Origin of the sequence: Streptomyces sp. DT2A-34 (assembly GCF_030499515.1) — a bacterium.
Lineage (GTDB): Bacteria > Actinomycetota > Actinomycetes > Streptomycetales > Streptomycetaceae > Streptomyces.
The window spans coordinates 795622-815956 of the sequence record NZ_JASTWJ010000001.1 but is presented as its reverse complement, the minus strand read 5'-3'; the positions used below and the strand labels follow the sequence as shown (position 1 = coordinate 815956).

Annotated in this window: 20 protein-coding genes and 1 pseudogene; 13 read left to right on the top strand and 8 right to left on the bottom strand. The window is 71.8% G+C overall.

Going from position 1 to position 20335, the window contains the following annotated elements; genetic code table 11:
* Window positions 1-30 precede the first annotated feature (30 nt).
* Genes QQM39_RS03385 through QQM39_RS03365 form a run of 5 tightly spaced genes read left to right on the top strand, consistent with a single transcriptional unit; the run spans window position 31 to window position 4247 of the window.
* The gene (locus QQM39_RS03385) at window positions 31-1374 is read left to right on the top strand and encodes an L-fuconate dehydratase (RefSeq protein WP_301995099.1); all 1344 of its coding nucleotides are present in this window, start codon (window positions 31-33) and stop codon (window positions 1372-1374) included.
* Window positions 1371-2126 (top strand): SDR family NAD(P)-dependent oxidoreductase, encoded by a 756-nt coding sequence (locus QQM39_RS03380; RefSeq protein ID WP_301995097.1) that lies wholly within the window; start codon window positions 1371-1373, stop codon window positions 2124-2126. Before QQM39_RS03385 ends, QQM39_RS03380 begins: the two co-directional genes overlap by 4 nt.
* The gene (locus tag QQM39_RS03375) at window positions 2123-3112 is read left to right on the top strand and encodes an aldo/keto reductase (RefSeq protein WP_301995095.1); all 990 of its coding nucleotides are present in this window, start codon (window positions 2123-2125) and stop codon (window positions 3110-3112) included. The genes QQM39_RS03380 and QQM39_RS03375 overlap by 4 nt, the downstream gene beginning before the upstream one ends.
* Entirely contained in the window at window positions 3112-3426 is a 315-nt protein-coding gene (locus tag QQM39_RS03370; protein ID WP_301995093.1) for an L-rhamnose mutarotase, read from the top strand. The genes QQM39_RS03375 and QQM39_RS03370 overlap by 1 nt, the downstream gene beginning before the upstream one ends.
* Window positions 3423-4247, top strand: a complete 825-nt coding sequence (locus QQM39_RS03365; protein WP_301995090.1) for an amidohydrolase — start codon at window positions 3423-3425, stop codon at window positions 4245-4247. The genes QQM39_RS03370 and QQM39_RS03365 overlap by 4 nt, the downstream gene beginning before the upstream one ends.
* Here QQM39_RS03365 and QQM39_RS03360 read toward each other — a convergent pair.
* The gene (locus tag QQM39_RS03360) at window positions 4235-5656 is read right to left on the bottom strand and encodes a lipase maturation factor family protein (protein ID WP_301995089.1); all 1422 of its coding nucleotides are present in this window, start codon (window positions 5654-5656) and stop codon (window positions 4235-4237) included. The two genes, QQM39_RS03365 and QQM39_RS03360, sit on opposite strands and share 13 nt — an antisense overlap.
* 145 nt (window positions 5657-5801) lie before the next feature.
* Here QQM39_RS03360 and QQM39_RS03355 point away from each other — a divergent pair, with 145 nt between their 5' ends.
* The 3 genes from QQM39_RS03355 (at window position 5802) to QQM39_RS03345 (ending at window position 10171) form a co-directional block, all read left to right on the top strand.
* Entirely contained in the window at window positions 5802-7070 is a 1269-nt protein-coding gene (locus QQM39_RS03355; protein ID WP_301995088.1) for a DUF6777 domain-containing protein, read from the top strand.
* 89 nt (window positions 7071-7159) lie between these two features.
* The gene (locus tag QQM39_RS03350) at window positions 7160-9235 is read left to right on the top strand and encodes a SpoIIE family protein phosphatase (RefSeq protein WP_301995087.1); all 2076 of its coding nucleotides are present in this window, start codon (window positions 7160-7162) and stop codon (window positions 9233-9235) included.
* Between the two features lie 72 nt (window positions 9236-9307).
* Entirely contained in the window at window positions 9308-10171 is an 864-nt protein-coding gene (locus QQM39_RS03345) for an Fpg/Nei family DNA glycosylase (protein ID WP_301995086.1), read from the top strand.
* Window positions 10172-10223: 52 nt separating this feature from the next.
* Here the strand turns inward: QQM39_RS03345 and QQM39_RS03340 are convergent, their stop codons facing one another.
* The 3 genes from QQM39_RS03340 to QQM39_RS03330 all read right to left on the bottom strand — a co-directional run bounded on the left by QQM39_RS03340 (window position 10224) and on the right by QQM39_RS03330 (window position 12225).
* Window positions 10224-10877 (bottom strand): zf-HC2 domain-containing protein, encoded by a 654-nt coding sequence (locus tag QQM39_RS03340; protein ID WP_301995085.1) that lies wholly within the window; start codon window positions 10875-10877, stop codon window positions 10224-10226.
* Window positions 10878-11028: 151 nt separating this feature from the next.
* Window positions 11029-11544: a hypothetical protein gene (locus tag QQM39_RS03335; protein ID WP_093903596.1), complete on the bottom strand. Its 516-nt coding sequence runs from the start codon at window positions 11542-11544 to the stop codon at window positions 11029-11031.
* A gap of 135 nt (window positions 11545-11679) precedes the next feature.
* Window positions 11680-12225, bottom strand: a complete 546-nt coding sequence (locus QQM39_RS03330; protein WP_030952315.1) for a sigma-70 family RNA polymerase sigma factor — start codon at window positions 12223-12225, stop codon at window positions 11680-11682.
* A gap of 211 nt (window positions 12226-12436) precedes the next feature.
* Here QQM39_RS03330 and QQM39_RS03325 point away from each other — a divergent pair, with 211 nt between their 5' ends.
* Complete coding sequence (locus QQM39_RS03325) at window positions 12437-13585, top strand: CapA family protein (RefSeq protein ID WP_301995082.1); 1149 nt, start codon at window positions 12437-12439, stop codon at window positions 13583-13585.
* Window positions 13586-13600: 15 nt separating this feature from the next.
* Here QQM39_RS03325 and QQM39_RS03320 read toward each other — a convergent pair whose 3' ends face one another.
* The gene (locus QQM39_RS03320; RefSeq protein ID WP_301995080.1) at window positions 13601-14074 is read right to left on the bottom strand and encodes a MarR family winged helix-turn-helix transcriptional regulator; all 474 of its coding nucleotides are present in this window, start codon (window positions 14072-14074) and stop codon (window positions 13601-13603) included.
* A 57-nt stretch (window positions 14075-14131) separates the two neighbouring features.
* Here QQM39_RS03320 and QQM39_RS03315 point away from each other — a divergent pair, with 57 nt between their 5' ends.
* Window positions 14132-14959: an alpha/beta fold hydrolase gene (locus tag QQM39_RS03315; protein ID WP_301995079.1), complete on the top strand. Its 828-nt coding sequence runs from the start codon at window positions 14132-14134 to the stop codon at window positions 14957-14959.
* 54 nt (window positions 14960-15013) lie between these two features.
* Here the strand turns inward: QQM39_RS03315 and QQM39_RS03310 are convergent, their stop codons facing one another.
* Window positions 15014-15475 (bottom strand): universal stress protein, encoded by a 462-nt coding sequence (locus tag QQM39_RS03310; RefSeq protein ID WP_301995078.1) that lies wholly within the window; start codon window positions 15473-15475, stop codon window positions 15014-15016.
* 88 nt (window positions 15476-15563) lie between these two features.
* On the opposite strand from QQM39_RS03310, the pseudogene QQM39_RS03305 reads away from it, so the two are divergent.
* Window positions 15564-17172: pseudogene (locus tag QQM39_RS03305) on the top strand (amino acid--tRNA ligase-related protein).
* 162 nt (window positions 17173-17334) lie between these two features.
* On the top strand, window positions 17335-18183 hold the full coding sequence (locus QQM39_RS03300) for a polysaccharide deacetylase family protein (RefSeq protein WP_301995077.1): 849 nt from the start codon (window positions 17335-17337) through the stop codon (window positions 18181-18183).
* 29 nt (window positions 18184-18212) lie between these two features.
* On the opposite strand, the gene QQM39_RS03295 is transcribed toward QQM39_RS03300, so the two are convergent.
* On the bottom strand, window positions 18213-18887 hold the full coding sequence (locus tag QQM39_RS03295; protein ID WP_301995075.1) for a class F sortase: 675 nt from the start codon (window positions 18885-18887) through the stop codon (window positions 18213-18215).
* 331 nt (window positions 18888-19218) lie between these two features.
* Between QQM39_RS03295 and QQM39_RS03290 the strand changes: the two genes are divergently transcribed.
* Window positions 19219-19713 carry a hypothetical protein gene (locus QQM39_RS03290; RefSeq protein ID WP_301995074.1) on the top strand — a complete coding sequence of 165 codons (495 nt, stop codon included), beginning with the start codon at window positions 19219-19221 and terminating at the stop codon, window positions 19711-19713.
* 99 nt (window positions 19714-19812) lie between these two features.
* Here the strand turns inward: QQM39_RS03290 and QQM39_RS03285 are convergent, their stop codons facing one another.
* Complete coding sequence (locus QQM39_RS03285; protein WP_301995073.1) at window positions 19813-20319, bottom strand: hypothetical protein; 507 nt, start codon at window positions 20317-20319, stop codon at window positions 19813-19815.
* Between the last annotated feature and the right edge of the window lie 16 nt (window positions 20320-20335).

Genomic DNA, 20335 nt, shown 5'->3' with positions numbered 1-20335 from the left:
CCTTCGACGTCACCGACCGAAAGGCCCTCTGTGTCCCGGACCCCCGACCGCGTCACCGCGGTCGACACCTACGACATCCGCTTCCCCACCTCCCGGGAGCTCGACGGCTCCGACGCGATGAACCCGGACCCCGACTACTCGGCCGCCTACGTCGTGCTGCGCACCGACGCCGCCGACGGGCACGAGGGGCATGGATTCACCTTCACCATCGGGCGGGGCAACGATGTCCAGGTCGCCGCGATCGAGGCGCTGCGCGGGCATGTCGTCGGCCGGCCCGTCGACGAACTGTGCGCCGACCCGGGGACCCTGAACCGCGACCTGATCGGCGACAGCCAGCTGCGCTGGCTCGGCCCCGAGAAGGGCGTGATGCACATGGCGATCGGCGCCGTCATGAACGCCGTATGGGACCTCGCCGCCAAGCGCGCCGACAAGCCACTGTGGCGCCTCCTCGCCGACGCCGCCCCCGAGTGGATCGTCCGCCAGATCGACTTCCGGTACCTCACCGACGCGCTCACACCCGAGGAGGCGCTGCACATCCTGCGTCGGGGCCGGGAGGGGGCGCAGGAGCGCACGGCGCGGCTCCTGGAGCGCGGATACCCCGCCTACACCACCTCCGCCGGCTGGCTCGGCTACGACGACGACAAGCTCACCCGGCTCGCCGCCGAGGCCGTCGCCGACGGCTTCCGGCAGATCAAGCTGAAGGTCGGCGCCGACCTGGAGGACGACGTACGGCGCTGCCGCGTCGCCCGCTCGGCCGTCGGGCCGGACATCCGCATGGCGATCGACGCCAACCAGCGCTGGGACGTCGACGAGGCGATCCGCTGGACCAAGGCCCTCGCCGAGTTCGACCCGTACTGGATCGAGGAGCCCACCAGCCCCGACGACATCCTCGGCCACGCGGCCGTCCGGGAGGCGGTCGCCCCGGTGAAAGTGGCCACCGGCGAGCATGTGCAGAACAGGGTCGTCTTCAAGCAACTCCTCCAGGCGGGCGCCATCGACGTCCTCCAGATCGACGCGGCCCGCGTCGGCGGCGTCAACGAGAACCTCGCCATCCTCCTGCTCGCCGCCAAGTTCGGCGTCCCGGTCTGCCCGCACGCGGGCGGCGTCGGACTGTGCGAACTCGTCCAGCACCTGTCGATGTACGACTTCGTCGCCGTCACCGGCACCACCGAGGACCGCGTCATCGAGTACGTCGACCATCTGCACGACCACTTCCTCGACCCGGTGGTGATCAGGGAAGGTCACTACACGGCACCCACCGCGCCGGGCTTCTCGGCCGCCATGCGACCCGAGTCGATCGCGCGGTACACGTTCCCGGACGGCGCCTTCTGGGCCGCCGACCTCCAGACGCAGAAGAAGGGGCACGCGGCATGAGTGACTTCGACGGTCTCAAGGCGCTGGTGACGGGAGGCGCCTCCGGCATCGGCCGGGCCACGGCCGAACTCCTCGCCGCGCGCGGCGCCCAGGTCGCCGTCCTCGACCTGGACCCGTCGTCGGTGGACAAGCCGCTGCTCGCCTTCCGTGCCGACGTGACCGACGACGCCTCCGTGCGCGAGGCCGTGTCGGCCGCCGTCGCCGAGCTCGGCGGACTGGACGTGGTGATCAACAACGCCGGCATCGGCGCCCAGGGCACCGTCGAGGACAACGACGACGCCGAGTGGCACCGGGTCATGGACGTCAACGTCGTCGGCATGGTCCGGGTGGCCCGCGCCGCCCTCCCGCACCTACGCCGGTCGTCGCACGCGGCGATCGTCAACACCTGCTCCATCGCGGCCACGGCCGGACTCCCGCAGCGGGCGCTGTACAGCGCGACCAAGGGCGCCGTCTACTCCCTCACCCTCGCCATGGCCGCCGACCACGTCCGCGAGGGCATCCGCGTCAACTGCGTCAACCCCGGCACGGCCGACACCCCCTGGGTCGGCCGCCTGCTCGACGCCGCCGCCGACCCGGCCGCCGAACGTGCCGCCCTGGAGGCCCGCCAGCCCACCGGCCGCCTCGTCTCGGCCGCCGAGGTCGCGGGCGCCATCGCCTACCTGGCGAGCCCGCTCTCCGGCGCCACGACCGGCACCGCCCTCGCCGTCGACGGCGGCATGCAGGGCCTGCGCCTGCGGCCGGTGAACCAGTGAAGCGGCTCGGCCGCAGCGGCGTCGAGGTCAGCGAACTCTCCTTCGGCGCCGCCGCCATCGGCAACCTCTACACCGAGGTCGGCGAGCAGCAGGCCTACGAGGCGGTGGATGCCGCCTGGCAGCGCGGCATCCGCTACTTCGACACCGCCCCGCACTACGGCCTCGGTCTGTCCGAACGCCGCCTGGGCGCGGCCCTGCGCGAGCGCCCCCGCGACCGGTACGCGATCTCGACGAAGGTGGGCCGCCGCCTGGAGCCGTCCGACGCAGGGGGCGACGACCTCGCCCACGGCTTCGCCGTCCCCGCCACCCACCGCCGCGTCTGGGACTTCAGCGAGGACGGCGTACGCCGCACCCTGGAGGCGAGCCTGCGACGCCTCGGCCTCGACCGCGTCGACGTCGTCTACCTCCACGACCCCGACGACCACGCGGAGTGGGCCTTCCGAGAGGGCTACCCCGCGCTGGAGAAGCTCCGCTCGGAGGGTGTCGTCGGCGCGATCGGCGCCGGCATGAGCCAGGCCCGGATGCTCACCCGCTTCGTCCGCGACACCGACGTCGACGTGGTGCTGTGCGCCGGCCGCTACACCCTGCTCGACCAGGAGGCGCTCGCCGAGTTGCTGCCCGCCGCCGAGGCACGCGGCACGTCCGTCGTCATCGGCGGCGCCTTCAACTCCGGCCTCCTGGCCAACCCGAAGCCGGGCGCGACGTACAACTACGCCACCGCGTCACCCGAGTTGCTGCACCGCGCCCTGCGCCTGAAGTCCGTCGCCGACCGCCACGGCACCACCCTGCGCGCCGCCGCCCTGGCGTTCTGCGCCGCCCATCCGGCGGTCGCGAGCGTTCTCGTCGGCGCTCGCTCGGCGGCCGAAGTCGTCGACTGCGCCCACCAGTTCGCGGCCCCCGTGCCCGCCGCCTTCTGGCGGGAGCTGCGCGGCGACGGCCTCGTGCCGCCCGACGCCCCCGTGCCCGCCCTCGTCGAGGAGCCGTGATGAGAGTCGCCCTGCACACCAAGGTCCGCGCGGACCGCGTCGCCGAGTACGAGGCCGCCCACCGCGAGGTCCCCAAGGAGCTCACGGACGCCATCCGGGCCGCCGGCGCCTCCTCCTGGACGATCTGGCGCAGCGGCACCGACCTCTTCCACGTCCTGGACTGCGAGGACTACGGCCGCCTCCTCGCCGAGCTGGAGAAACTTCCGGTCAACGTGGCCTGGCAGGCCCGCATGGCCGAGCTGCTCGACGTGGTGCACGACTACTCCGGCGAGGGCGCGGACGCCGGCCTGCCCGTCGTCTGGGAACTGCCGTGATCGTCGACGCCCACTTCCACGTCTGGGACCTGTCGGTACGGGACCAGGGCTGGATCGACGAACACAGCCCGCTGCGAAGGGACTTCACGATCGAGGACCTCGCGCCCGAGGCCCGCGCGGCCGGAGTCGAGAGCGCGGTCCTCGTCCAGACCGTCACGGTGCCCGAGGAGACCCCGGAGTTCCTGGCCCTCGCCGCCGAGCACGAGCTGATCGCGGGTGTCGTCGGCTGGACGGACCTGACCCGCCCGGACGTCGCGGAGGAGCTGGCCCGGCTGCGGGAGCTGCCCGGCGGGCCGTACCTGAAGGGTATCCGGCACCAGGTCCAGGGCGAGGCCGATCCGGAGTGGCTGCTGCGGGCGGACGTACGGCGCGGACTGGCCGCCGTGGCCGAGGCGGGCCTCGTCTACGACCTGGTCGTGCTGCCGCACCAACTGCCGGCCTGCGTGGAGGCCGCCGCGGACCACCCCGGCCTCACCTTCGTCCTGGACCACCTGGGCAAACCCCCCATCGCCGCCGGCGCCCTCGAACCCTGGGAAACCGCCGTCCGCTCCCTGGCCGCCCTCTCCAATACCGTTTGCAAACTCTCCGGCATGGTCACCGAAGCCGACCTCGCCTCCTGGCGGGTCGACGACCTGCGTCCGTACGCCGACGTGGTGCTGGACGCCTTCGGCCCGGACCGGCTGATGTTCGGCTCCGACTGGCCGGTGTGCACACTGGCGGCGTCGTACGGCCAAGTGGTCGCCACGACACGGGAGTTGACCGGCGAGTCCGATCAGCAGCAGATCTTCGGGGCGACCGCCACCCGCGTCTACGACCTCTGAGCCACCCCGGCCAGCCTGGTCGGCGGCAGATACTCCCGCACATACGTCCGCTCCCAGCACGCGCCCGTCTCCCGCAGCTCACGCCAGGTCGTGTAGCGGTAGCGGAAGAGGCGGGCGCGTACGTAGCGGGGCGGGGCGTCCGGCGGGAACGGTGAGCGGCGCAGGAGCTTGAGTGTGTCGCGGTCGTTCTCCAGGAGCCGCTCCACCAGGGCGCCGAACCACGACCCGGCATACGCGGGCGACAGCGCGGCGAACCACATCAGCCAGTCCAGCCGGAGGTGGTACGGCGCGAACTGCCGCGGCCAGCGCCGCGGGTCGCCCGGCTTGCCCTTGAACTCGTACTCCCGCCAGTCCGAGTCCTCCCGCGGTACGTCGTCGTCGGTGCCCTCGACCACCACCTCGTACCGGATCCTGCTGACACTCCCGAACGCACCGTAGGTGTTGACCAGATGGAGCGGGTCGAAGGAGCGGTTCATGATCTGGCGGCGGGAGATCATGTTGGCGACCGGGTGGTAGCTCAGGAAGACGAGCAGCGCGGCGACCGCCAGGACCACGACCTCGTACCACAGCGGCGCGTCCGGCACGGCCGGCGGATCGCTCGGCCACCGGACCGCCGACAGGGCCAGCACGATGGTGATCCAGTTCAGCCAGGAGAAGTTGCCCGACAGGACCAGCCACAGCTGGGTGACGATCATCAGGGAGGCGGCTGCCGTCGCGATCGGCTGCGGGGTGAAGAGGAGAACCGGCACGACGAGTTGGGTGACGTGGTTGGCGGCCACCTCGACCCGGTGCAGGGGCTTGGGCAGATGGTGGAAGAACCAGCTCAGCGGGCCCGGCATCGGCTGGGTCTCGTGATGGTGGTCCAGGCAGGTCAGCTTCCGCCAGCAGGCGTCGCCGCGCATCTTGATCAGACCCGCCCCGAACTCGACGCGGAACAGGATCCAGCGCAGCAGGAACAGCACCACGACCGGCGGCGCCACCTCGTCGTTGCCCAGGAACACGGCGAGGAAGCCGACCTCCAGCAACAACGACTCCCAGCCGAACGAGTACCAGGTCTGGCCGACGTTCACGATCGACAGATACAGCGCCCACGGGACCAGCCACAGCAGCATGGCACCCCACAGGGGCACGACATTGTCCAGCCCGGCCAGCAGCGCCGCCGACACCGCGCAGCCCGACCAGGCGCAGACGGCGAAGAACCGGTCCGAGTAGTGCAGTTGGAAGACGCTCGGGGCGGCCTTGAAGGGCACCCGCTCGACGAAGCGCGGCACGGGCAGCATGCCGCGCTCACCCATCAGCGCCCGGAACTGCAGGGCCGCCGTCAGGAACGCGACGAGATACACGCCGGCCAGAGCCCGCTGGAAGACCAGCCGGCTCGTCCAGTACTCCGGTGCGATGAACCACTCCACGGCCGTGTCCTCCTCTCCTCATTGTCGCGCCGGGAACCCGGGTGACTCCGCGTATACCACTTCTCCGTTTGCGTAACCCAAGTGAGTGAAGCAGACAATGGTGCGGACATTGGTGATGAAATGCCCAAGGACAGGCGGGAGGGACATGGTGCCGACACCCACCCCAACCATCGTCACGGCCTGCGCGCTCTCTGCGGCGCTCGCCGTCGCCGGCTGCGGCGCAGGAGACGGCGACAAGGGCCCGGAATCGAGCGGGGAAGTCCTCCTCCAGCCCGCGGCGGCCCAGGGGCCCGATCCCTTCACGGACTCCACGGCGACCTCGCCCGTCACCCGAACCCCGAGGCCGGCGCACGCGGGGCGGGCCGGCCTCCAGGCTCTGTCCGGCGAGACACCCGGCCTGTACGGCGGTACCCGGGGCGCCGGCAGCTGTGATGTCCAGCGGCAGATCGACCGGCTCACCGCCGACCGGGCCAGGGCCCGTGTCTTCGCCCAGGCCGCGGGCGTCTCCCAGAGGTCGATCCCCGGCTATCTGCGCGGCCTGACCTCGGTCGTGCTGCGCGCCGACACCCGGGTCACCAATCACGGGTACCGCGACGGCATGGGGACGGGTTACCAGTCCGTCCTCCAGGCGGGAACCGCCGTCCTCGTCGACAGCCGCGGTGTGCCGCGTGTCCGCTGCGCCTGCGGAAATCCGCTCGCCCCGCCCGTCGGCCTGCGCGGCAGACCGGAGACCAGCGGCAGGCCCTGGAGCGGGTACCGGCCGGACCAGGTGATCGTGGTGGCCCCGACGACGCAGGTGATCACCAACATCACGATCATCGACATCGCCGACAACACCTGGATCGAGCGGCCGATCGGCCATCGTGGCCACGACCGCGACCATGTCGTGCGGCCGCCGAAGCCGGTGACCCCGACCCCGCTCCCACGCCCGCACGACAGCGCCTCCAGCTCCTCGTCCGGCGAGGGCAGCGCGACCCCCTCGCACCAGTCGCCGACCGACTGCGCGACCCCGACGGTCACCGTCACCCCCGGCGCCACCGACCAGCCGCCGAAGAAGACCCCGGCGGACGAGGCGGACGCGGCGGACAGGGCGGACACCGCTCCCGCCGACTGCCCCTCGGCCACCGTCACGGCGTCGCCCCCGACGACCGACCCCGGCCGTACGCCCGCGTCGCCCGCGTCACCGGAGTCCTCCGAGCCCGCGGAGTCCTCCGACGAGTCGACCCCGTCCGACTCCCGGACGGCACCGGACACCTCCCCGAGCTCCCCGGACTCCCGGGACGCCCCGCAGGAGACCCGCCCCGAGGCCGTCCCCGACACCCCCGACGTGCCCGACGGCGGCGGGCCGATCCCCGACGCCCCGGGCACCAACGACAGCATCTTCGGCAGCCCCACCGACGTCTTCGACGGCTGACCGGGGCAGGGGCGGCGTCCCGCCCGCCGGGCGCAGGCAGTTCCGTCGTCCCAGTCGAAGATTCCGGCAAATGCTGGCAAGGTGGCCCCATGGTTGATCGGGGAGCGAGCGCCCTGTCACTCCCGGACGACTGGCCCGCCCACCCGGATCCGATCCTGGCGCTCAACCGCATGGGCAGTTTCGACTGGGACCTGGACACCGGTCTGTTCCACATGGACGCCCAGGCCCACGAGGTCTTCGACCTGCGCCCCGACGAATACGACGGACACCCCACGACCCTGGCGATCCGCGTGCCGCCCCCCGAGGCCTACCGGCTGGACGGCCTGGTCTCCAAGGCCCTGAAGGACGGCAGCGAGAACTACGGCGCCTACTTCCGCATCCGCTGCCGCGACGGCACCCTGCGCTGGACCCACACCCAGGGCTACATCCGCCGCGACGAGACGGGCCGCCCGCGCCGCATCATCGGCATCGTCCGCGACGCCACCGACGAACTCGCCGAGAGCGAGGAGCGGCGCGAGCGGGCTGCCGAGGACGAGGCCCGCCGGCAGCAGACCAGCGTCGTCCAGCTCACCACGGCCGCCCTCGCGCACGCCCGCACCGTCCAGGACGTCATCGACGTCCTCAAGGACACCCACGGCCTGAGCAACCTCGGCGCCACCAGCCTCGTCATGGGCCTGGTCGAGGCCGGCCGCATCCGGCTGGTCGCCGAGGGCCCCGCGGGCAGCTTCGTGCCCGGAACCCTGGTCACCCGAATAGACGAGCAGTACCCGATGAGCGAGGTCGTGCGGACCCTCAGCCCCCGCTTCATCGAGTCGCCGGAGGAGTTCGCGGACCGCTACCCGATCCTCTGGCCGCACATCACCGACCTGAACATCACGGCCGCCGCCTATCTGCCGCTGATCGCCCAGGCCCGGCCGATCGGCGCCATCGGCCTGCTCTACAGCGACCGCGGCGGCTTCTCCACCGAGGACCGCAACGTGCTCGTCGCCCTCGGCAGCAGCATCGCGCAGAGCCTGCAGCGGGCCATGTTCTACGAGCAGGAGAAAGACCTCGCCACCGGTCTCCAGCAGGCCATGCTGCCGCGCACCATCCCCAGCGTGCCCGGCGCCGACATCGCCGTCCGCTACCGCTCCGGCTCCCTCGGCCGGGACATCGGCGGCGACTGGTACGACCTGATCCCGCTGCCGGGCGGCCGGGTCGGCGCCGTCATCGGCGACGTCCAGGGCCATGACACACACGCCGCCGCCGTCATGGGCCAACTGCGCATCGTCCTGCGCGCCTACGCCGCCGAAGGGCACACCCCCGCCACGGTGATGGCCCGCGCCTCCGTGTTCCTGCACGAGCTGGACACGGACCGCTTCGCCACCTGCCTGTACGCGGAGGCCGACCTGTCCACCGGAGTCGTGCAGGTGGTCCGCGCCGGCCACATCGACCCGCTGATCCGGGAGCCCGGCGGCGCCTGCCGTCGCGTCCCGGTCGAGGGCGGGCTGCCGCTCGGCCTGTCCGCGGAGTTCGGCCGGCTCGAATACCCGGTCGGCACCATCGAGCTGGACTCCGACCACACCCTGCTGCTGTGCACCGACGGCCTCGTCGAACAGCCCGGCGTCGACCTCGACGACGGCATGCGGACCCTGACCGCGCTCATCGCCACCGGCCCGGACGACGTACGCGACCTCGCGGACTGTCTCATCGACGTGGCCGAGGAACGCGGCGGCGACGACGACGTGGCCCTGCTCCTGCTCCGCCGCCGCGTCCCGGACGCCCCGCAGTCCGGCGGCCGCCTCCAGCAGCATGTCGCCCCCGGCGATCCCGAGGCCCTCACCGGAGCCCGGCACATGATCCGCGCCGCCGTGCGCGCCTGGGGCGCGGTCGACCGGGCCGACGAGGTCGAGCTGGTCGCCGACGAGCTGATCACCAACGCCCTGATGCACACCGAGGGCTCCGCCATCGTCACCCTGCGGGTCCTCACCGGCTCCGAACGCCGACTGCGCGTCGAGGTCGAGGACTCCTCCAGCGCCCTGCCACGCCGCCGTGAGGCGGGGGAGTCGGGCGTCTCCGGGCGCGGTCTGCTCCTCGTCGACCTGCTCACGGACGTGTGGGGGGTGGAGGCCCGGGGCGGCGGCAAGGCGGTGTGGTGCGAGTTCGTGGTGCCCGAGCGACTCTGACGACCGCCGTACGCCGTCCGGACGTCACCGCAGCCGCCTGGCGCCGTCAGTCCCGGGTGGCACTCTGGACGTATGCCGGAACTGCCCGAGGTCGAAGCGCTCAAGGACTTCCTGACCGAGAACCTGGTCGGCCACGAGATCGTCCGTGTGCTGCCCGTCGCGATCAGCGTCCTCAAGACGTACGACCCGCCGGTCACCGCCGTCGAGGGCCATGAGGTCACCGCCGTACACCGCTACGGCAAGTTCCTCGACCTCGCCACGGCGGACGGCCCCCATCTGGTGACCCACCTGGCCCGCGCCGGCTGGCTCCACTGGAAGGACGAGCTCCCGAGCGGCATGCCCCGCCCCGGCAAGGGCCCGCTCGCGCTGCGCGTGGCCCTGGAGACCGGCGCGGGCTTCGACCTGACGGAGGCGGGCACCCAAAAGCGCCTCGCGGTGTACGTCGTCCAGGACCCGCGGCAGGTCGCGGGCGTGGCCCGGCTGGGCCCGGACCCCCTCGCCGACGACTTCGACGAGACGCGGCTCGCTGCACTGCTGAAGGACGAGCGCCGCCAACTCAAGGGCGCCCTGCGCGACCAGAGCCTCATCGCCGGGGTCGGCAACGCCTACAGCGACGAGATCCTGCACGCGGCGAAGATGTCCCCCTTCAAACTGGCGTCGTCACTGGCACCCGAGGAGACGGCGAGACTGTACGAGGCCCTGCGGACGACCCTCACCGAGGCGGTCGAGCGCTCGCGCGGGGTGGCGGCCGGACGTCTGAAGGCCGAGAAGAAGAGCGGCCTGCGCGTCCACGGCCGCACCGGCGAACCGTGCCCGGTGTGCGGCGACACCATCCGCGAGGTCTCCTTCAGCGACTCCTCGCTCCAGTACTGCCCGACCTGCCAGACGGGCGGGAAACCACTGGCGGACCGGAGGCTGTCGCGGCTGCTGAAGTAGCGTCGGCGGCGGCGCAGGCGCCGCGGACGGAACCGGACAGTGGGGCTGCGGATCACCGGGGATCGAGCGTCACCAGGTGCTCCCCGCCCGCCGTACGCACCTCGTAGCGCACGATCTCGTCGGGGTGCATCGCCGAGGCGCCCGTCATGGTGTTCTCGCGGGCGTCGTGATGGGCGGCGGACCAGCTGGTCACCGTCTCCTCCGAGCCGTCCCGGCCGACGGCGACGAGGTGACAGGCGCGCGGACCCGCGCCGTCCTTCACCTTCAGTTCCACCTGGGTGCCGTACGCCTCGTTCTCGGTCGTGACCTGCGCCCACACCCCCGACCGCGCGTCGGTCGCCTCGACGACCCGTACGGCCCCGCCGTCGCCGCCCGCCGTCATCGCGACCGCGGGCCCGGCGAGGGCGATCACCACCGAGGCGGCCACGGCGTACAGCGTGCGCCGGCGCCGGGCGCGGTGGCGGGCCGCCACCGTTTCGAGCAGCCGGTTCAGCAGCTGCGGGCCCGGCTTGGCCATGGGGTGCACGAACTGCGGTGTGGACCGCCGGTACAGCATCAGCTGGCGGGTGACGGGCCCGAACTCGGTCACGTGTGCCGCGCAGCGGGGGCACTCCATGAGGTGGTCCTCGAAGCGGAATGCCTCCGCCTCGTTCAGCACGCCGAGCGCGTACGCGGCGACGTCGCGATGCCTCTCCAGGGACCTCATGCCGAATCCTCGTGCCGTTGGGTGCGGGGTGGGTTACTCCTTGCGCCCACTGGTACGCACCAGGCAGTCGAATCACTCAAGCCACGTACAGAATCGCAACCGAATGATTCGGAGCCGCCCGGGACGAGGATTGGTCCGAGGAGAAAAGAACTTAAAAAAGATGGATGGCGAGGTGCCCGAGTGGCAGCCCCAGCTGCCACGCCGGGGTCCACACCTTCGGCCCCTCGTCCTCACCGACCAGCGCACCGCCGCCCGGCACCGCGTTCAGATCGGGCGCGAGCAGCTCGGTCTCCTGCAGCCAGCGCCAGGCCGCCTCGGCCAGCTCCAGGTCGGGCGCGGGCCCGCCGGACTCGACCGCCTCGGCCGCGAGGCCCGCCATGCGCTCGCGCACCCAGTCCTGCCACGGCTGGTCGTACGCCGTCAGCGACAGCCAGGTCTCCAGCTGGGTGACGACCCGGATGCCGGAGAGCTCGCCGTCGGTGTCGGACAGGAAGATGGTCAGCGCCAGGGCATCGCGCCCGGCGCGGAACTCGAAGGACGTCGGCGGCATGAGATCGCCGGTCCGCAGCAGCTCGTCGGCGATGTACTCGGCGTACAACCACGCCATAGGGACGGTGAGTTCACCGCCGCCGGTGCCGTCCGTGCTCTCTTGACCTCTGTGCAGCATCCCTTCCTGCCTTCCTCCGGTGAGCGCGTCGCCCGACACCCCGGGCCCCGATCCGGAACACGGATGAGGACAGCCGATTACTCAACCGGGGTGTTCAGCAAGGCGTTTTACGGAGGTTTGACTCGCCCATTGGTTTCACCGCAGGTCGGCCGCGTACCCCGGAAGCACCCTGCGCAGGGCGCGCAGCGCATAGTACGCGCGGGACTTCACCGTACCGGGCGGAATACCCAGGGTTTCCGCGGCTTCCGCAACACTCGCCCCTTGGAAGTACACGAGCACCAGGACTTCACGGTGCTCCGGAGTGAGTGTCTTCACAGCCTCGCGCACATCGAGCATCTCCGCGGCGCGCTCGGCGTGGTCGGAGATCACGCGCGCGTTCTCCAGGATCGCGTCCCCGACCTCCGGCGGCCGCGCCTGCCGGGCCCGCCGCGCGTCGATCGCGAGCCGCCGCCCGACGGTCAGCAGCCAGGGCCGTACGGAGTCGAAGTCGTCGGCGCGCAGGGCCTCGGGATGCTGCCAGGCGCGCACCAGCGTCTCCTGTACGAGGTCCTCGGCGCGCTGCCGGTCGCCGTCGCAGAGCCGGAGCAGGAGCGCGAAGAGGGGCCGGCCGTGCTCGCGCTGCAGTGCGGCGAGCTCGTGCTCGGCGGTCGTCCCGTTCGTGAGGGTGGTTCCGGCCGTCATGGCCGTATGGCACCGCAGGCCGCTGTCCGGGGACAGAGCACGCACACGGATCTGCGGCGGACGGTCGATCGCGTCGGCGAACGGTACGACGAACGGTCCCTTCCGCCTAGCCGGGGCGCGCCGGACGGGCTAATGGAAGCGGTCGGATTGTTTGCGAGGACGCCCGGTTTCATACGTATTGGTGGGTAATACGACCACACGGGGTGAGCTGATGATTGCACGCAGTCGACTCGTGGCCCTCGCTCTGACGGCCGCCCTCGCCGCGGGCGCCGCCTGCCAGGCCAACGACCACAAGGCGCCGGGGCACCCGGGCGCCTCCGCCAAGGGCCCCCGCGGCTTCACGCTCGTCGCCTCCGGCGACATCCTCCCGCACACGTCGATCATCGACCGGGCGCGCTTCGACGCGCGCGGCTCCGGCTACGACTTCCGCCCGATGTTCGCCGGCGTCGAACCCGTCGTCTCCCGCGCCGATCTGGCGCTGTGTCATATGGAGACGGTCTACGGCGCGGACGGCGAGTACTCGGGCTACCCGGCCTTCAGGTCCCCGCCGGAGGTGGCCAAGGGGATCGCCGCCGCCGGCTATGACGGCTGCTCCACCGCCTCCGACCACAGCCTCGACGACGGTGCCGCCGGCATTCTGCGCACCCTGAACGCCCTCGACGAGGCGCGCGTACGGCACGCGGGGACGGCGCGCACCGAGGGTGAGGCGCGCTCCGTGAGGGTGCTGCGCGCGGGCCCGGCCAAGGTCGCGCACCTCGCGTACACATACGGCGTCAACGGCTTCCCGCTGCCGCCCGGGCAGCCCTGGGCGGTCAACCTGATCGACGAGAACAAGATCCTGGCGGACGCCCGCGCCGCTCGGAAGGGGGGCGCCGACGTGGTCGTCGTCTCGCTGCACTGGGGCACCGAATGGCAGGACGCGCCCGACGACACGCAGACGACCCTCGCCCGCGACCTCACGGCCGCCCGCGCCGGTGGCCGCCCCGTCATCGACCTGATCCTCGGCACCCACGCCCATGTCCCGCAGGCGTACGAGAAGGTCAACGGCACCTGGGTGGTCTACGGCATGGGCGACCAGGTCGCCGGCGCGATGTACAACGAGCAGGGCGTCCAGGATTCGCGCGGCAACCAGTCCACCCTCGGCCGCTTCACCTTCACCGCGCCCGACGAGCCCGGCGGTCGCTGGGAGGTGTCGAAGGCCGAGTTCATCCCGCAGCTGTTCGACATCGACGCCGGTCGCGTGATCAACCTCAACCGGGCGCTCGAACAGGGCGCCGAACTACGTGGTGTGCGCGACCGGATCCGGGACATCGTGCTGAGCCGGGGCGCGGCCAAGGACGGGCTCACCATGGGGGAGTAGGCCAGGGGGTGCAGGTCAGTCCGCGTCCACGTGGTCGAAGGTCTTCAGCATCTCCTTCAGCACGCGCACGCAGGCCCGCAGCTCGCCCTCGGTCAGATCGCTGCCGACCTGCCGGTTCAGGGCGTGCTCGCGGGCGAGGATCGCGGTGATGACGGCGGTGCCCTCCTCTGTGATCCGGATGAGCGAGGACCGCTGGTGCGCGGGGTTGGGGGTGGCCTCGACCCAGCCCCTGGACGCCGCCTCGTTGACCATGCGCTGCACGAACTGCCGGGTCAGCGTCATGACCCGGCCCATCTGGGGCACCGTCATGGGCCCGTACCTGTGCAGCAGGACCAGGACGGAGCGCACGCCGACGGACACGCCCTCGACCTCCTCGCCCTGCTCGAGCTTGCGCAGGCCGCGCCGGTAGAGCGCGCCGATCAGGTCGAACACCTCGCTGATCCGGTCGCCGAGGTCGTCGCGGGAGAGGGGCTGGCTGGAGTCGTCCACCAAGCCATCATGACACCTGGGTTGCCAAACTTCTCTGAAGATGACACCTTGGTTGTCATGATGACAGCGACGACAGCTTCGGATCTGTGCTTCTTCGCCTCCCCGGACGGCGACCTCGCCTACCGCGACACCGGTGCCGGGGACCTCGTGGTCCTGGTGCACCCCGGGTACGTCGATCACCGCGTCTTCGACGACCAGATACCGGCGCTGGTCGCCGCCGGCTACCGCGTGATCGCGCCCGACGTGCGCGGGCACGGCTTCTCCGCCAACGCGAGCAAGCCGTTCCGCTGGGCCGACGACCTCGGTGGCCTGCTGCGCCATCTCGATGCCGGACCCGCCGTCCTGGCCGGTGTGTGCATGGGGGCGGCGGTCGCCACCGACACCGTGCTGGAGTACCCCGAGCTGGCGCGTGCGGTGGTCGTCAGCGGCGGCGGGACCAGCGCGTTCGAGTACTCCGATGCGTGGACGCGGGAGCGGGTCGCCGAGTCGGCCCGCATGTTGGGGGAGGGTGATGCCGCCGGCTGGATCGAGGCCTTCGCCAAGAACGTCGCCGGGCCGCACCGCGCCGTGGCGGACTGCGACCCCGACGCCGTGCGGCGGATGCGGGAGATGGCGGCGCACACGATCGCCAAGCACACCGTCGGCGAGACGAACTGGCATGTGCCGCTCGACGACCCCTGGAGCCGGATGCCCAAGATCGACGTACCCGTCCTCGCCGTCCACGGCGCGCTCGACGCGGCCGACGCCCTCGAGATGGCGGAGCGGCTCGTGCGAAGCGTGCCGAACGGCCGCTCGGTGACGATCGAGGACACCGGGCACTTCCCGAACCTGGAGAAGCCCGAGGCCTTCAACGAGATCCTGCTGGACTTCCTCCGGGCCCTCTGAGGGCCGGTCGGTTCAGCCTGTGATCGGGCGGCATGGACGCCCTGTACAGCGGGCCTACGGCACCACCGTCACCGGCCACCGCCCCGCCTTGACCAACCGCACCGTGACGGAACCGACGATCCGGTGCCCGGCCTGCTCCGAGGCGCCCACCACCACGGCGTCGGCCTTCAGGTCGTCGGCCGCCGTCACCAGGCCGTTGTAGGGGTCGCCGCGGAAGGTGTGGAACTCCCAGCGGACGTCGAATATCCCCTTGAGCCGCTCGGCCGCGTCCCGGATCTGGGCGATCAGGTCCTCGGCGATCTCGTCGGTCGTCTCCGCGACCGGCACCCCGAGCGCCGCGCCCGCCGTCATCACTGGCTGCACGTACACGACGGCGAGCAGCGCGTGCTGCCGTCGGGCGAGGCCGGCGGCGTAGGCCGCCGCGCGCAGCGAGGAGTCGGAGCCGTCCACCCCGACCACGATGACCTTGGGCCCGTCCGTGCCCCGCTCGAACTGGTGCGCGTGCTGTTCCGTCACGGCACGGAGGCTATCGGAAACCGCAGGTCCCGCCGCCGGGCAGGGGGCTCGACGGGCGAACGGGCCCAGGGCTTCCTACAGTCGGAACATGAGTGCCACCGTGGAGGCCGTCCCGGACAAGGACACCACGGGCCCGATACGGTCGCCCGGGAACGGCCTCCTCCGCAGGGTGCCGGAGGGTTTCGCGACCTTCTTCGGCGCCCTCGGACCGCTGTGCGTCCTGCCGGCCCTCATCCCACCGCTGCGCAGCGCGCTCCGCCCGGTCGTGGACGCCCTCGACCGGATCACCGCCCCGTCAGCGCCAACCTCGCCCACGCGGCCGTGCTCTTCCTGCTCGCCGCCGCGACGGCCGCCCGCAAGAAGATCGCCTGGTGGCTGGTCGTCGTCCACCTGGGCCTGCTCGTCCTGCCCGACCTCCTCGGCACGGCCCTCGGCCCTCATGGTCGCCGAACTGTGCGCGGTGGCACCGAAGATGGGCATCCCCTCCAAGTGGTGGCAACTGGAGGCCCTCTACCGCTCCAACGCCAAGTCTCCGTACCGTCGCTGCACAAACTCCGCAGAAACGGGCACCCGCGAGGCGGGCCGCGTCCCGCGACCACCGAAGGACTGCCCTCGCCGGCGGCGCTCGGCCTCGACGGAGGGGACGAGGCCGGGGCGGCCCGGCCGGATGCGGGCCTGCCTGAGCAGGTCCGCATCCGGCACCATCACCCTCGACCGGCTGCGCGCCGACGGCATCGACCCCTACTCGGTGGCATCCCCGGCCCGCACCCACGCCCTCGCCGACATGCGAGCAGGTCACCGTCGTCGGCCGGATCATGCCCGTGCGCGACTTCGGCGGCCTCGTCTTCGCCGTACTGCGCGACTGGTCCGGCGACCACCAACTCGCCCTCACCCGGGGGACACCGGCGCCGCCCTCGACCGCTTCACCGCCGACACCGACACCGACATCGGCGACCTCGTCACTGCCACCGGCCTGGCCGGCGTCAGCGACAAGAGTGAACCCACCGTCTTCGTCACCTCCTGGCAGCTCGTCGGCAAGTGCCTGCGCCTCCTGCCCGACAAACGCCGCGGCCTCGCCGACCCCGAGGCCAAGGTGCGCATGCGCTACCTCGACCTGGTCTCCGGCCCCGCCGCCCGCGACGTGGTCCGCGCCCGCTCCACCGCCGTCCAGGCCCTGCGCCAGGGCCTGCTGGAGCGCGGCTACCTGGAAGTCGAGACGCCGGTGCGCCAGCAGATCCATGGCGGCGCCAACGCACACGTTTCCTTGAGCCGGGAAGCCCCAGGTCCCAAGCTGCGATCGCGTGGGCGTGCCGTACACGGCCGACGACGGCCACGGCGACCTCGTGCTGGAGATGTACGAGCGGCTCGTCGAGGAGAAGACCCAGCTGCCCACCTTCTACAAGGACTTCCCGACCGACGTCTCCCCGCTCACCCGGCAACACCGCGAAGACCCCCGGCTCGCCGAGCGCGGGGACCTCGTCGCCTTCGGCACCGAACTCGGCACCGCCTGCTCCGAACTCACCGACCCCGTCGAACAGCGCCGCCGCCTCACCGCCCAGTCCCTGCTCGCCGCCGGGGGAGACCCCGAGGCGCTGGAGCTGGACGAGGACTTCCTCGACGCCCTCGAATACGCCATGCCGCCCACCGGCGGCCTCGGCATCGGCGTCGACCAGTTCGTCATGTTCTCACCGGCCTGAACGATCCGGGAGCCCCTGCCGTTCCCCCTGGTGCGCCGCCGCTGACGCGCCGTCATAAGCTCCGCGGCCGGCGCAACCGGAGCTGCGCCGGTCGGGCGTTTTCCTGCCGCCGTCCCGGTGCCGCCGTGGTGCGTCGGTCCCTCACCGGGCGACTGATCATTCATGACGAAGGATCAGTCGCCCACACGTCCGCTCACGCGACGCCGCGCGCTGCTCGCCGGTGCCGCCGCCGTCGGAGCCGCCGGCACCGCCGGACTGTTCGCGACGGTCACGGGCGAGGAGCCGGTCCGGCCCGTCGCCCCGGCCGCGGGCCCGCAGGCGCACCGCGCGCTCAAGCCCTCCGCCTACCGCCTAGAACCCCTGACGGGTTACGGCCCGCCCCGTGTGGCGCCCCGCCGCACGCTCGTACGGCGAGCGCCGTACCTGCGCGTGTCCGGCAGGGGCCGCACCATGGTGCTGACCTTCGACGACGGTCCCGACCCCCGCTACACCCCGCACATCCTGGACACCCTGCGCGAGTACGACGTCCGCGCGATGTTCTTCGTGTGCGGAGAGATGGTCGCCGACCACAAGGGACTCGTGGCGCGGATGGCCGACGAGGGCCATGTCGTCGGCAACCACACCTGGTCCCACCCGCTGCTCACCCGCCTCAGCCGCGGCCGGATCCGCGCCGAGATGGAGCGCACCTGCGATGTCGTCGAGGAGGCGTACGGAGAACGCCCCGCCTGGTTCCGCGCGCCCTACGGCGCCTGGAACCGCGCCACCTTCCAACTCGGCGCCGACCTGGGCATGGAACCGCTCGCCTGGACCGTCGACACCCTCGACTGGACCACCCCCGGCACCCGCACGATCGTCGACCGGGTGGAGCACGGCGCCGCCCCCGGCGTCGTGGTGCTCTCGCACGACGCCGGGGGCGACCGCTCCCAGAGCGTCCGCGCACTGCGCGCCTATCTGCCGCGGCTGCTGGACTCCGGCTATTTCGTCACCGTCCCGGAACGGAAATACCGCTGACGGCTCTCGCCCGCCCGGCCGGGGAAAGCTCAGCGGACCTCGACCAGGCTGGCGAAAGCGACGACGTTCCCGTCATATCCGTTCTGCTGGGAGAAACCGCCACCACAGGTGATGACCCGCAATTCGGGGCTCCCCTTGGAACCGTAAACCCGGTCACCGGGGAAATCGTTCTTCTGGAACACCTCGATGCCGTAGACCTCGAAAACGGCCGTCTTTCCGTCCTGCCGGACGATCTCTACGCGATTCCCTTTCTGCAGGCCCCCGAGACCGTAGAAAACAGCGGGACCCTGAGCGTTGTCGACATGGCCGACGACCACCGCGGTGCCCTTCTCGCCGGGGGAGACGGAGCCGGTGAACCAACCTGCCAGGTTCGGGTCCTCCGGCGGCGGCGCGCCGACCCAGCCGTCCACGTCCAGACCGACCGGGATCACCGGCGCGTCGACCTGGATCCCGGGGATCCTGACCCGGTCCGGCAGGGCGTACGGCAGTGGCTGCACGGCACCGGCGAAGATGCCGCCGGACACCCGGCCGCCGTCCGCCGCGGCCGCCGTCGCGGGCTGCGGCGGTCCCACGTCGAACTCCCCCGAACCATTGCGAATGAGTGCGAGGCCGGTGAGCAGAACAAGCGCTATCACGCCCCAAGGAGCGCGCTTCTTCCGGCGCTCCTCCTCTTCGGCCAGTTCGGCCAGTTCGGACGCAGACATTCGACTTCCCCTCTCGACGCGGCCGTCGCCACGTCATTCGCGCATACCAGAACGCTAAGTCCCGGGCGCGCAACCGGCGACGGGGCGGATACGAACGGGTGGCCCGACTCCCTTCGGTGCGCCATCCGAGTTGCCGCCGACAGGAAAATTCTGACGGTCCGTGACCTGCGGCAATATCCGATTGTGGGCTTATGCGGCGGCGTGTCCTCTCACCAGGACGGACCATCGCCGAAATGCGGCCCGGGGCACGGCATCTGAGGGTCTTTCTGGGAGGTGCTTTCTCGCCGATCGACCGGGGACGGTTCCCGGGGCGCCTTCCGCGGAGGATCACATGCGAACTACTCGTGCCCTGGCGGCCGCTGCCACCGCGGTCGCAGCCCTCGGACTCGCCGCCCCGGCGGCCACCGCTCGGGACGGCATGATCGGCCCGAGCAATATCGTCGCCATGCCCAGTGTCATCGCCCGCGGCGGGCAGCTGACCATCACGGTCGACGGCTGCCCGCACGGCGGCACCGCGACCTCGGACGCGTTCCGGCCCACGCGGTTGACCCCGGTCGGCGGCAGCACGGCCAAGGGCACCGCGATCATCGACAAACACGCGAAGCCGGGTGCACACAGCATCACGGTCACCTGCACCGGCGCCGGCAGGCCGCTGACCCACCCGAACGCCTTCACCGTCATCGGCGGCGTGCGCGGCGGTCTCGGCGGCAGCAGCTCCACCGGCGCGACGCCGACCGACATGGCCATCGGAGGTGGGCTCATCGCCGCGGCCGTCATCGGTGGCGGGGTGTTCTGGATGCGCCGCCGGGCGGAGAAGCGGATCTGAGCTGTTGCCCGTCGCCGACATGTCGCACGTTCCCAGACCTTCGCCCCGGCCCCCGTCGAGGGGATCCGGGGCGAAGGCCTGTGCGGGCGGGTCCTGGCGTCAGGTGTCGTCCTCGCCGGTGGGGCGCCGGGAGAGGTGGTACGCCGTCCCGAGCGAGGCCGCGATGAGCGCACCGCCCAGGCCGATCTCCTTCACATCCAGCCCGGCCAAGCTGCCGCCCTCACCGGCGTGCACGCCGCGCTGCGGGTGAGGGTGCACCGGCGCGGGCCGGCCGCCGGCGATGGTGAGGTCGACGCTCTGCCAGAAGGTGCCGCAGTAGAACGACACCTCGTACACGGCCCCCGGTCTGGCGTCCCGGTCGACCGTGACCCTCGTCGTCGTCCGCCCCCTGGGGATGGTGACCGTGTCGAACACCCCCGACGAGACGGCCACGCTCTGGTCGCAGCCGGTCGCGCGCAGCTTGACCTGGCCACCGGGCGCGACGGTGGTGGGCAGTACGTTGACCCAGAAACCTGAGGCGTCGCCGCGCGCCTGGGCGGCGGGGGCGGCCATGGCGAGGGCGCTGACGCCCAGCAGTGCGGCCGAAGCGATGCGTATCGCGCGCATGGTGTTTCCTCCGGGT